General features: G+C 54.6%; 10 protein-coding genes. 5 read left to right on the top strand and 5 right to left on the bottom strand.

The features are described 5' to 3' along the window. The first annotated feature begins 460 nt into the window (after window positions 1–460). The 5 genes from AAF465_09795 to AAF465_09775 all read left to right on the top strand — a co-directional run bounded on the left by AAF465_09795 (window position 461) and on the right by AAF465_09775 (window position 6,685). Window positions 461–1,498 carry an ester cyclase gene (locus AAF465_09795; protein ID MEM7083015.1) on the top strand — a complete coding sequence of 346 codons (1,038 nt, stop codon included), beginning with the start codon at window positions 461–463 and terminating at the stop codon, window positions 1,496–1,498. Between the two features lie 39 nt (window positions 1,499–1,537). Then, complete coding sequence (locus tag AAF465_09790) at window positions 1,538–2,245, top strand: alpha/beta fold hydrolase (GenBank protein MEM7083014.1); 708 nt, start codon at window positions 1,538–1,540, stop codon at window positions 2,243–2,245. A gap of 86 nt (window positions 2,246–2,331) precedes the next feature. Continuing rightward, window positions 2,332–5,172, top strand: coding sequence for an XrtA/PEP-CTERM system TPR-repeat protein PrsT (gene prsT / locus AAF465_09785; GenBank protein MEM7083013.1), 2,841 nt, complete (start codon window positions 2,332–2,334; stop codon window positions 5,170–5,172). 282 nt (window positions 5,173–5,454) lie between these two features. Beyond that, window positions 5,455–6,045, top strand: coding sequence for a PEP-CTERM sorting domain-containing protein (locus AAF465_09780; GenBank protein ID MEM7083012.1), 591 nt, complete (start codon window positions 5,455–5,457; stop codon window positions 6,043–6,045). A 205-nt stretch (window positions 6,046–6,250) separates the two neighbouring features. Then, entirely contained in the window at window positions 6,251–6,685 is a 435-nt protein-coding gene (locus AAF465_09775; GenBank protein MEM7083011.1) for a hypothetical protein, read from the top strand. Window positions 6,686–6,758: 73 nt separating this feature from the next. Here the strand turns inward: AAF465_09775 and AAF465_09770 are convergent, their stop codons facing one another. The 5 genes from AAF465_09770 to AAF465_09750 form a co-directional block, all read right to left on the bottom strand. Further along, window positions 6,759–7,196 (bottom strand): TerB family tellurite resistance protein, encoded by a 438-nt coding sequence (locus AAF465_09770; GenBank protein MEM7083010.1) that lies wholly within the window; start codon window positions 7,194–7,196, stop codon window positions 6,759–6,761. Window positions 7,197–7,495: 299 nt separating this feature from the next. Beyond that, window positions 7,496–8,905 (bottom strand): TonB-dependent receptor, encoded by a 1,410-nt coding sequence (locus tag AAF465_09765; protein ID MEM7083009.1) that lies wholly within the window; start codon window positions 8,903–8,905, stop codon window positions 7,496–7,498. 86 nt (window positions 8,906–8,991) lie between these two features. Beyond that, a complete protein-coding gene (locus AAF465_09760) occupies window positions 8,992–10,905 on the bottom strand; it encodes an EAL domain-containing protein (GenBank protein MEM7083008.1) in 1,914 nt (637 codons plus the stop codon). Window positions 10,906–11,340: 435 nt separating this feature from the next. Next, window positions 11,341–12,186, bottom strand: a complete 846-nt coding sequence (locus AAF465_09755; protein MEM7083007.1) for a tryptophan 2,3-dioxygenase family protein — start codon at window positions 12,184–12,186, stop codon at window positions 11,341–11,343. Between the two features lie 126 nt (window positions 12,187–12,312). Then, window positions 12,313–12,836 (bottom strand): aspartate dehydrogenase (locus tag AAF465_09750; GenBank protein ID MEM7083006.1); only part of this gene is annotated, 524 nt, incomplete at its 5' end.

Genomic DNA, 12,836 nt, shown 5'->3' with positions numbered 1-12,836 from the left:
GGTCGCTCTCCAGGTTCAGGGGCAAAGAGCCCTTATGGTACGTAGGCCGCCAACCGAATAAACCGTATAGAAACTGATTAAGTTTTTCGAATTGCCGAATAATAAATCACCGAATGACCGAGCGATTGAAGGACCCGCGAGCGCCGGTTGGCTTCACCGTTTGCGATGATGATCGATATGGTTCGTGCCGACTTGTTCATCAAAGACCCGTCGGCTGATCCGACCGCCATTTTCCTGGGCTAGGCCGCATGTGGATTGAGCCATTCGGGCGCAGAACATAAACGTAAGTAAAGTCTAGAAAGCGTTCATTAATATATGAATAATATAGAATAAAAGCGTATTTCGTTGAAGCTGGACACCGTTTACTAGACCAGCCTATACTCCTGACTTCGAATGCAAGGCCAAGGTGATTACTCGTCAAAGAATCGCCGTGACTGTCCACTCTTTCGGGACCAACATCATGTCAAACGCTTTCATCTCTGTGATTGAGGATTTCCAACGCGCGGCACTGGAATTTCAGTGGCCGGCACTGGACGCGGCGACCCATGCGGCAATCGACGCGGACGCACACATACGCGTTTGTCATCCGTTTGGGGATTTGATCGGGCCCGACGCCTTTCTGACGACATGTTTAAATCCTCTGCGCGATTCGCTCCCGGATGTCGAGCGGCGCGACCTGATCGTATTGGCTGGCACGACGCCAGAAGGCGCTCAATGGATCGGCACCATGGGCAACTACATGGGCACCTTCACCGCGCCGTTATTGGGCATACCGCCGACCGGGCATCTGGTGCACATGCGCTATCACGAGTTCTTTCAGATCGAGCAAGATCGGGTCGTACAAATGCACGTCATTTGGGATCTGCCGGAACTCATGATGCAAGCCAACGCCTGGCCAATGGCGCCGCAACTTGGCGCGTTTTTGTGTACGCCCGCGCCGATGAGTGGCGACGGTCTGACCGCTCATGGCTCGGGGATCGGTGCCATGGAGCATGTGCTGGCGATGCTCACGGATCTGTGCAAATACCCGGCCAATCCCGATCCGGCGATCATGCAGCTTGAAAAATACTGGCACCCACAATTTAACTGGTATGGGCCGGCGGGAATCGGCACTGCGCGCGGCATTGCCGGATTTCGTCATTGGCACCAAATGCCATTCTTGCGCGCGATGCCAGATCGAAAACTCGATGCCATGGGCGACCTCATGTCCCATTGGGTTGCCCAAGGGAATTACGTCTGCGAAACCGGCTGGCCCAATATGCGGCTCACACTAAGCGATGATGGCTGGATGGGCATTGCCCCAGTTGGCAAAGAAGTGCTTCTGCGCAGCCTTGATTTTTGGCGATTGGAGAATGGGTTGATCCGTGAAAATTGGGTGCTCGTTGATTTACTGGATCTGTATCGTCAAGTCGGCGTGGACGTACTGGCCCGACTTCAAGAGTTTAATAAGGCGCGCACAGGAGGGGCTGTATCGGTTCCCGACCCCCTCGTGCCGTGAATGAAGCCATACCCATTCCTTTGCGGTGAATAAGCACCCATGACACGCCAACCTCCCCCGCTGGTTTTACTACCCGGCATGATGTGTGATGCGCGTTTGTTTGCACCGCAGATTGCGTATTTTTCAGGGCATCGAGCGGTGATGGTCGCGCCGTTAGTCGGTCATTCAACTATCGAGGCGCTAGCCCACAGCGTACTGGACGCCGCACCCGAGACTTTTGCGCTGGCCGGCTTGTCGATGGGCGGTATTGTGGCCATGCACATTCTGGATGTCGCACCAGAACGCGTGTCGGCAGTCGCTCTAGTGGATACAAACCCCTCGGCGGATACACCCGAAAAAGTGCGTATGCGAGATGCACAGATCGAGCGAGTGTCGAGGGGTCAACTACGCTCGGTGATGCGTGACGAAATGAAGCCAAACTACCTTGCTGATGGCCCAAACACGGGGCGAATTCTTGATGTGTGTATGGCGATGGCCGAGACGCTCGGGCCGACTGTGTTCGAATCACAGTCTCGGGCGCTTCAGTGCCGACGCGATTACCGTTCGACACTGCGCAACGCTGAGACACCGGCGCTTTTGCTATGCGGTGAACACGATACCCTGTGTCCGCCTGGCATGCATGAAGACATGCATGCACTGATCCGATCGTCGACGCTCCATATCGTTGCCGATGCCGGTCACTTGCCCACTTTGGAACAGCCTGACGCAACAAATCGCCTATTGGCACGCTGGCTCGCCGATACGTGACATGGGCGATCTGTGAACGGATCGCGGTGCATTCGATCACGGCATTGACTACACTCAGAGGCCATTGCCCAAACAGCGGATGTCGCATGAACACAATGCCTTTTCGTCTCCCGCCATGGATGCTTGTGCTGCTTGCATTGACCGTGCTGATTCCAACCGGTTGCGCCCAAGACACGCGTACCGAAGCCCAGCGTGTGGCCGATGCACGCACGAGCATCGAGAAGCTGCGCTATCGCGAAGCGATAATTGAGATGCGCAATCTACTTCTGAATAACAGCCGAAACAGCGAAGCACGGCTGCTGCTCGGTGAAGCGTTATTAGCGCTCGGCGATTTCGCCACCGCGCAAAAAGAGGCCGAGCGCGCACGCGATTTGGGGGCTCCCCCCGAACGCTATGCTGAGATGTTGGCACGAGCGCTACAAGGGACGGGCAACCATGTTGAAGTGCTCTCTGAAATTCGAACAATCGATATCGAGAACGAGGAGTTGGTCAGCACACTCAAGGCCCTTCGTGCTCGATCCATGCTCGAGATTGGTTCAATTGATCGTGCCGTCGCCTCGTTTAATGAAGAGCTGGATGCCGCAAAGAGTGTCGAAGCGCGCCGCATTGCGCTAATGGGACTGGCCTCGATTGCGGCCAATGAGGAAGACTTTGAACAGGCGGAATCGCTTAACTTACAGGCGATCGAACTCGCTCCCGGCGTGCCCGAAACTGTCCTCGCCCTTGGCCGGGTGTATCTGAAACAAGAAAAATATCAGCACGCGCGCGACTTGTTGGCTCGTGCGCGAACCGAGGAGATTCGAGCGCGAAGAGAAGACTGGTTTTTTCTCGAAGCGCAATACATCGAAGCGCTGTTAGGACTCAATGATCTTGAGGGTGCTCGTGAGGCAACGCGAAGTTTGGTTGCCATTGGTCACGACCATCCGATGGCGCTGTATCTTCAGGGTCGAGTGGCGTTTGATGCGGGCAACAACGATCGCGCCATCGACTATTTCCAGCAGGTGTTGGCCTCGTATCCGAATTACTCGCCGGCGCACGCCCTGATGGGCATCGCTATGATTCAGCTCGAGGATTTCGATCAGGCCGAAATGCACTTGGCCAACGCCGTGATCAATAATCCCGACAATGCCCGAGCGCGTCGATTGTTGGCCGAAACACGTCTACGCATGGGCCGGGACAAAGCGGCCGTTCGCACGCTTAGTGATGGCCTGAGCCTCGATGACACCAACACCGATTTGCTGACGATGCTTGGGAGGGCTCGATTGCGCGGTGGTGATCAAAGCGCCGGTCTCGACAATCTTGAGGAAGCGTATCGACGCACACCCGACAGCGTGCAAGCCGGTCTGGCCCTAGCGTCGGCCTATTTATCGTCAGGTGATTCACTACGCGCGATCAGCGTGTTGCGTTCACTGCCTGAGAAGGCGTTATCCGATGAACGGCGGTCGATCCTCATCCGCGTAGCGCAGCTTGATAACAACAATCAGGCGCGCGCAGAGCGCCAAATCGAATCGCTGCTCGTCGATGCACCCAACGATCGCTACGTGATCGGACTCGCCGGTAGTTTTTATGCGGCGATCAACAAGCTTGACGAGGCGCGCAAACTGTTTCGTAAACTGCTTGCCGACTCGCCCGGTAATCGCTCCGCGATGCTTAACATTCTTAACCTCGATGAACGGATCGACGACTACACCGAATCGCGTGCGCTGTTTGAAGCCGCGCACGCTGAGGACGCTAGCGATCTTCTTCCCACGTTGGTGCTCGCACGAATTTATGAAGCGACGGGCGATTCGGCGCGATCGCTGGAGATGATAAAAATTGCGAACAGCAACGATCCAAGCGCCCTGCTCCCCAACCTCATGCTGGCCAGTCAGGCATTGCGCGACCGGGACTACAAAGCGGCGGAAGAATTCACGGCCATCGCCGTAAAAGAATACCCGGCGTCCGCGCGAGCGCACGCACTGCATGGATTTGCGTTGATGTATCGCAATCAAACCTCTGAGGCGCGTATGAGTTTTCAGCGGGCCGTCGTGCTGAGCCCCGAGACCATTCAATACCGCTATTTCCTAGGGCGCTCGGCGCTCGCGAGCGGTCAGTTTTTCTTGGCACGCTCCAGTTTTGCCACGGTGATTCGCAACGATGATAATCACCTACCGGCGCGGCGCTCAATGGGCGTACTGCAGGCCAATGCGGGTAAAACCATCCAAGCCGATAAGCTCGTCGACGACATCGAGGAAAATTTTGGCAAAAATCGACCGGCCTTGGTGGCGGTCGGTGAAATTCGAGCGGCACAGGGCAAGGCGCTGGAGGCCATTGAAGCGTTTGAGGCCGCTCAGGCATTGGGGCCCTCCTGGGCGGTGGCCCAGGCCTTGTTCACGGTGCGAAAGGCGCATGAACTCGATGACCCAACCCAAACACTGGTGGGCTGGCAACAGCGCTTTCCCGAAGACAGTCGGCCCCAGTTAAAAATCGCACAATATCACCACGAACAAGGTGACCATGTTCGCGCGATCCGCGAATACGAGCATCTGCTCAACATCGATCCCAATTCCATCATTGCGCACAACAATTTGGCGTGGCTTACCTTCCAGCGTAACCAAAGCGGCGACCAAACCCGTGCCATCGAGCTGGCGCGAACGGCCTTTGAATTATCGGACGAATCACCCGGCGTGGCTGACACCTACGGTTGGTTGTTGTTTCAAACCGGACAGATTGACGATAGCCGCCATGTTCTGCGTGATGCATTTGATCAAGTCACCGCAACCGGCAGCCCTGAAATCGCGTTTCACTACGCGTCGGTGCTGGCGCACGATGGCGCCTGGACCACCGCACAGTCGGTTCTAGAAAATGCGCTGCGCACCGAAGGACGTTTTCCGAGCCGCCGTGCGGCGCAATCCTTACTCGACACGATTACCGTCGATCGAGAGTAGGACCCTAGGCGCCCGTTGGCCAAGGGCCTGCACCCGGCAACACGCCATTCCATCGTCCGAGGTCGCGCCGTTGGCTTCGCGTGCAAATCGATACCGGAACGCACGTTCGATAGGTTCTCGCCATGGGTGCGTCGGCTTTTCTTACAGTCATCGGGATAGAGCGTCAGCTACGATTCATAACCTGTTGTATATAATAGGATTATTAGATTGGCATGAGATTTGCTTTATAATGGGTAATTACCCGTAGAAGTAAGTAGCAAAACAATGAAAATGAAACACTTAATGCCAATACTCGTGCTGATTTGCGGCCTCGCCGCACCGTCAGCTTCCGCGGTCATTATTTTCTCGGACGATTTCAGCGGTGGAAACCGCAACACCGTCGGGAACGGCTGGTCCGAAATTGAAGACGATCACAATGACGTGGCTGTCCACAATGGCGTGCTGCGACTGCGCGATACCCAAAACGGTATCGACGCCGCGGCGTCCCAGCTGGGCGGCTTCAGCACAATCGGGCTCACCGACATTATCCTCTCCTACGATTGGGGTGCGTCTAACAACACCGAAAGCAACGACTCACTGTTCGTCGAGTGGCGTGTATCGGGTTCGTCGACCTGGACGGAACTGGTTGAACACGCGCTTGGGGGCTCGAGCTTGGTCAACAACGTGTTGAGTCTCGGTTTTGCTGCGGCCAATCAGGCCAACATCGAATTTCGCTTTTACACAAGCGTCAGCACGAGCAGCGAGCGCGCGTTTCTTGACAACATCGTGCTATCTGGCCGAGCCGCTGCCATGGCCGTGTCGGAGCCGGCCACCCTTGCGCTGATCGGTATGGGCATGCTGTTGATCGGTGTACGACGTCTGAAGCGTTCGTAGCACCACGCCGACAGCCATGAACAAGCAGGCCCTCGACTCTCGTCGGGGGCCTTTTTTGTTGGCGATTTTTTCGCGTGCCGCTAGTGGCACATTGATCACACCAAATTGAAACGTGATTCAGCGCCGGTAGCGACCGTGCGGTGGCGTTTCAATGCGTGACGCGGTTGATTAGACTATGGATCACCCGCTTCTTCAGGAATCCGCCATGAGCAAGCCGTTCCATGATGACCCCCCATTCCCGCATGCCGATCGCCGCAAAGTAGCACGCGATGCATTGGTTTTTCAGGTAAAACTGTTTACCGACGGCATCAAGGACATTTTACTGAGCCCGCTTTCGCTACTGGCGGGTTTGGTCGGTATCTTGTTCAGCCGAGGGAATCCTGGCGTACCGCTTTACGAACTGCTGCGCTTGGGGAAGCGTTTTGAACGGTGGCTGGGTTTGTTTTCAGCCGCCTACGAACACGATGAGGAGCCCGCGACTGATCAGAAAGGCGAAGACAGCGCCAATCCCATCGACTTTGACTCGCTGGTTAAACGGCTTGAGAAATCGTTACTGGATCCCGAAACGCGGGGCAAGCTGTCGGAACGCTCCAAGAATCAGCTCGATGAACTGGCCAAGAAAATTACGGGCGAGCGATAACGACAACATTCAATCGGATCTTCGGCCTCTGGCCCGATTGAACGCGGACATTTCGCCTGGTGCGTGAGCGGATTTACTCGACCGTCAGACCCGCAATTTGTGCTGCGGACAGGCCCAGCGCGTCGATAAGCGAATTGAAAAAATCCGCCTCATTGGACGTCACTTTGCCGTCACTACCGATGATGTGCTTCAGTCCCTCCATGATCTTGACGCGATGCTCGGCGCTCAGATGCTTAGAGACTTTCTTTAGGTGTTTTTCGAGCGGATCCGATTCGAAAAGCTCCGATGAGGCGGCCACCCGAATGGTGTTGTCGCTGATTTCCGCCCCGGTCGCGTGTTTGACAAATTCGATGACCGATTGCACTTCAATGGGCTCGATGGTCAAGTCAGCACGCGTCATGCGCGACAGCGCCATAATGAGCGTTTCCTTGAACAGTTCGCTCTCCTGATCTTCGCTGATGGTTCTTCCACCAAAGATTCTGGATACCATTGAAAAAATTTCGTTACTCATCGAATTCCCCAATTTTTCGTAAATGGACGGCCGGACTGGCTCGTCGTGCCCTAGCTAAACCGCATGATAGCGCAGTTAAGTGCCTAATCATACGACAGAATTCGTTGTGGAACACGTCTCACCAGCCGAATGCGCCTCAATTGCGTTAAACCTGGCAGCCAGTTGAGTCATTCCAGCCGGCTAAGGGCACGTTTATTGGGTAAAGTTTGATCACCACACCGGACAATTGCCGTTGAGTCGCGTGTCGAGGACCCGTCCCCGGGGGGGCGCCATGTCCTTCTTGCCCGGTTCTGAGTCCGTTAAACGGTCGCTGATCGGCTACTCGACTGATAGCCAAACAGACGCTTGCTTCGAATAATCATCTCGACACTCTTTGGTACGAGTGCCGACCAGTTGTTGTCGCCGCGTTCGATCATGTCGAGTACGGCTGGCGAGTGGATATCGAGGTAGTCGTAGCAGATATTCTCGAGCGAAATGAGTGAACGTCGAGCGGTCAGGAAGTCGATGAGATGCTGTCGAGCGTCGTCAAACCCCACGTTGCGTAGGCACTGTACTTGACCCGTATTGGTCGACTTATAGGGATAAATGAGCAGCTTGATTTGTTTTTTAAACAACCGCCCCACGCTTTCCAGCAGGCCACCGTCCAGATCGCGATAGTAGGATTCATCAAACAATCCTTGCAGCGCCGCAAGGCCCATGCACAACCCTATTTGCCGATCTGTATAGCGCGTTAGGTACGCAGCCAGCCGGTGATACTCCTGGAAATCGGACACCATGACGACGCTGCCCGTGGACGCAATGACTTCGGCGCGACTCACGAAATCTTCGAGACACACCGTGTCGGTGTCCGTCAGATTGTGCATTGAAATCTCCATGATCGGCAGCAGGCCATTCTCGGATGGGGCGCAATGTGGCTCAAACTGATCTCGAGCGGCACGCATCATATCGACATTCACGTGCGTAATCGGACGGAAACGCCCGCGCTGAACCAATAAAGGTCGTTTTCGCAGTACCGCTGATGGCTGAAGCATTTTGCCGCTGGCCGAGAACATGGCCGCACCGGTCAACCCCAGTTGAACCAGATACAGACTCAAAACACGATTGTCGATGTCTTCAAAGGCCGCTCCGCTCACATCGATCATATCGATTTCAATTCGATCACGCCCGAGGTTCTCGACCAGTGATTCGACAAGCTTATACACATTGTCGGACCACGTGTGCGCCGCATGAATGAGGTTTACACCGACAATACCGAGGGCCTCCTGCTGAGCAGGATTGGTGTCGTCAAGCATCCTCGCGTGCACAATGATGACGCTGTCTTCCGCGCCGGGTCGCGCTTGAAAACGCATCCCCATCCACGCGTGGCATTCATTAGTGCCCAGATAATTGCGTGCTGATACCGTGTCGGCAAAGGTAAAGAAACTGTGATCTGAGCCACGTTGGTCGGCGAGTCGCTCTCGATTAAGGGCTTGCTCGTGTATGAGCATCGCGTCGAGTCGTTCACGACTCACATATCGGTCGCAGTCACCATAAATCGCGTCGCTGACCTCCATATCGTACGCGGAAATACTCTTGGCCACCGTGCCGGCTGCACCCCCGGCACGAAAGAACCACCTCACCACTTCTTGACCAGCGCCGATCTCCGCAAACGTACCGTAACGTTTCGTATCGACGTTGATTTGTCGGGCTTTATCCAGTGTCGTCAGCATAGTGATTTTGGCACACTCTCCGGGCGCAACGGATTAGCAACAGCTAGTGGGAACGATGTGGTCAATCCGTCCTGCCGAATTCGTTATTAACCGATTGATGTCAGGCGTGCCGGCTCCTCCAGTATTTTATGTGCACCGGTAAATTCATCGAGTCGCAACTGCAGGCGCTGGGCCGGACCCTGGAGCCAGTCGCAGATGGCGTCAAATGGCATCGGTCTACCGATGAGATAACCTTGTCCCGTTGCGCATCCCATGTCTGCTAATAAACGAAGTTGGTGCGCTGTCTCGATACCCTTTGCAATGACGTTCAGACCAAGCTCATTTGCCAAGCTGACGATTGTTCGCGAGATCACCTGGCCGTCTTTGTCTTCTCCGAGCGAGCGAACCAAGGAATGATCGAGCTTTAGTCCGTCGATCGAGAACTTCTTGAGGTAGTAGAGCGAGGCATGGCCTGCGCCAAAGCCATTGAGATCCACTCGGATACCGTGCGCTCTGAGTTTATTAATGTTGCGCAGCGTGGTCGGTGTTTTCTCAAGCAGTAGCGTTTCAGCGACTTCAATACGCAATAACGATGTATCGATGTTGGCCAGGTGCAAATCAGTGACGACCCGTGACCAGTAGTCCTCTTTAGTCAGTTCCTCTGCGCACACATTAATCGACACCGGCAAAGCGCGATCTAGATCAATTTCCCAATGTTTCACCGCACGTATGAGGCCATAGCGCATTTGATCGCCAATCTTTGACATTAAGCGGAGCTTCTGTGCAATGGGCAAGAATTCGCTGGGCATCACCACATCACCACACGGTTTGACCCAGCGGCAAAACAACTCATAGCCCACTACGTCAAACGTCTTTAAGCAGACTTTAGGTTGGAAAAACGGTTGAAACTCATTGTTATCAAGTGCCTGTTTCATGGACTCTTCAAGTTTACGATTGCGAATCACACTCTGCTCGAGTTGCTCATCATAAAATTCAACCGCACGTCGACCCCCTTTTTTGGCTTTGTACATCGCTAAATCGGCGCTGTGCATGAGGGTCTTGACGTCGCCGCCGTGGGCTGGATAGAAGGCACCTCCGATGCTCGCGGACAATGAAAACTCATGGCCATCAAATAGAAACGGTTTGTCGAGGCGCTTGAGTATTTTTTCGGACCAGGCGATCGCAGACGCGGCATTGGGAATGCCCTCCAGCACCACCGCAAACTCGTCTCCACCTAAACGCGCTGCCGTATCACCGGTACGAATAGACTTTTGCAGCTGACGGGCGAATGCGCGAAGAACCGCATCGCCGGCATGGTGTCCGTGGCGATCATTGACCTGTTTGAAACGGTCCAAATCGAATAAGAACAGCGCGACCATATCGCCATGGCGATCCGCGTGTGCACAGGCTTTCTCCAACTGAAAGTACAGTTCTTGTCGATTGGCAAGATTGGTCAAGCTGTCATAAGACGCCAGCTGTCGCAGACGAAATTCCGCGGACTTTCGCTCAATGGCGTAACAAATGGTCCGATGGAGGCTCGCCAGCCCCTCGGGACCTTTCATTAAAAAGTCCTGAGCACCGGCTTGAATGACTTTGATTGCGAGATGCTCGTCGCTGTCGTCGCTCATCACAATGGCCGGAATCCGATTGTGAGAGAGTGTTATACCTTCAATTGACTCGATGCCCTTGGTATCCGGGAGATTGAGGTCCATGAGAATCACATCGAAGCGCTCACAACCTAGGCGGGCCAGCGCCGCAGCGAGAGTGGTCACGCGCGTGATGTTTATGGGCAAGTGTTTATGGCGAGAGAGCGCTCGCTCAACCAGCTCAGCGTAACGGGAGTCGTCGTCGACCAACAACACTTCCATTTTATCTTGTCCATAATTGAGCGCCGCTTGGCGCAGATCACCTGGCCATTCCGTGCCAGGCCTGTCCATTTCATAGCGGCCAACAGGCGTGTTCCTGAACGAATCAACGACGTTCGTTTCAGGATTTTTGTAATGCTCCAGTACTGCGCTCACGGGTTACTCCTTAGGTTGTTTGGTACCCATGGTGCAAAAAGGACGCCAACTCGGGCGCAGACTGACCGATCGTGGTGGTTTGGGTGGTGAAAGTGAGACCGGGTCGACACTTTTGGGAGAAATTGCCGAACCGGTATGCCGCAAACCGCACGCCAACTCGCCATCTTCGGCATGGCCGCCACACGTTTGCCGCCTCATGGCAGATAGATCTAAGAGTATTGACTACTTTTTGTGCGGGTCATTTGACGATTGGGCCGATTATCGTCAAAAAGCCAGTCGTGGGATATCCAAAACCGCGACCGAGCCACTGCGCGGCGTGGCAACAACCGGCAGCCGGCGGCAGCGCGTTGCCGGCTGGATGGGATCACCGTGACTATGGGGTCTTTATTCCGGCCAATCCCATCGTTTCCTGGCGCCTTGGCGTCATCCTTAGGCTTACAAGTCGGAACGTAAATCCAGTAGCTCAGGAAAAAAACTGATATCGAGAGCCTTACGCAAGAATGGGACACCCGAAGAGCCGCCAGTGCCCATACGTGTGCCGATGATTCGCTGAACCGTATACATATGCTTGAACCGCCACTGCTGAAAGGCATCTTCAATATCAACAAGCTTTTCGGCCAACTCGTAAAAATCAAAATACGTATCAGCGTTACGGTAGACAGTTAACCACGCTTGTTTAACGCTTTCATTGGGTTCGTAAGGTTGGGTGAAATCTCGCTCTAGTTTATCGTGATCGATGTCAAACCCACTCTGTGCAAGCTTACGAATAACGACGTCGTACAGACTCGGTGCTTCAAGCGTGTCGCGGAGTTTGGAATAGATGCCCTCATCACGCCGATGCAATTCAACGAGTCGGGCGTTCTTATTGCCGAGTAGAAACTCCATATTTCGATATTCATAGGATTGGAGTCCGGACGCCGGACCCAGCTTTTTGCGAAATTTCAGGTAATCCACCGGTGTTAACGTCGACAATATATTCCACGATTGAGTGAGCTGATTGAATATTAGCTTCACTCGAGAAATAACTTTGAACGATTGCCCATATCGCTCGTTGTCCACGTGACGTATCGCGCACGCCACTTCGTGCCCGGCCAGCTTGAGCCACAGTTCGCTGGCTTGGTGGATGATGACAAATAGCATTTCGTCGTGCTCATCGGTGAGCAAATGCTGAGCATTTAGAATGCGATCAAGATCGAGATAATCGCCATAATTCATGCGGCCTTTGAGGTCCGTATGAACGGTATCTTCTACTTCGCGATAATTGCCGCGTCGCTCGCTCACGGTTCTTCTCCATCGATGATCGCCGCACTGACGTGCTTCGCGTGGCGGCGTATGGACGCTATCTTAGTGTCTTTACAGTGAAGTACAAGTGGCCAAGGTCACGGTTTCGACCGCTGGCCGGTGCGTTTAGACGACGATTGCGGCATTGAGTCGACCCAAGGCGCTAACCACACTCATAGCGGTCAGCGCCGATGATTTGGGGTTGTCTGGTAGCGCTTGACCATCGATCACAAACGAAAATCGGCCGAATTCACCGCTGACATTGATCTCATGGCGATTGAGATGAGCGCGAGGATCGGCGATCAATTCAACCTGCGTCTCATCAAAACCGGCACCGGCCAAGGCAATGGCCGCCGCGACATTCGCGTTCTTGGGATACGCCAACGCCGCGTCACGGGCGGTACCTCGAAAATGCGTCGAAGCCGTTTTAAGGTTTGCCAAATCAAGCCGCTCTTCGGCCGGTGACCCAAGCCAACCCACCGGCGGCTTGATTCCACGATAAAGCACCGAGCGAAGACCGCCGGCACGAGCGGCGCTCAAGGCATCCAGCGCCCCCACCGCACCGGACACGACCTGGAGTTGAGTGGCGTGCTGCGCCGCTTGGTCTCGAAGCGACTGGCGCAGCGTGTCATCTGCCAGTGCGCCGACGG

This window comes from Pseudomonadota bacterium (assembly GCA_039028935.1).
GTDB lineage: Bacteria > Pseudomonadota > Gammaproteobacteria > Steroidobacterales > SZUA-146 > SZUA-146.
This window is presented reverse-complemented; position numbering and strand designations above follow the sequence as displayed.

What these genes read in the sequence shown, in the direction of transcription:
- AAF465_09795 (MEM7083015.1), top strand. Translation starts at nt 461, where the DNA reads ATGTCAAACGCTTTCATCTCTGTGATTGAGGATTTCCAACGCGCGGCA.
- AAF465_09790 (MEM7083014.1), top strand. Translation starts at nt 1,538, where the DNA reads ATGACACGCCAACCTCCCCCGCTGGTTTTACTACCCGGCATGATGTGT.
- prsT (MEM7083013.1), top strand. Translation starts at nt 2,332, where the DNA reads ATGAACACAATGCCTTTTCGTCTCCCGCCATGGATGCTTGTGCTGCTT.
- AAF465_09780 (MEM7083012.1), top strand. Translation starts at nt 5,455, where the DNA reads ATGCCAATACTCGTGCTGATTTGCGGCCTCGCCGCACCGTCAGCTTCC.
- AAF465_09775 (MEM7083011.1), top strand. Translation starts at nt 6,251, where the DNA reads ATGAGCAAGCCGTTCCATGATGACCCCCCATTCCCGCATGCCGATCGC.
- AAF465_09770 (MEM7083010.1), bottom strand. Translation starts at nt 7,196, where the DNA reads ATGAGTAACGAAATTTTTTCAATGGTATCCAGAATCTTTGGTGGAAGA.
- AAF465_09765 (MEM7083009.1), bottom strand. Translation starts at nt 8,905, where the DNA reads ATGCTGACGACACTGGATAAAGCCCGACAAATCAACGTCGATACGAAA.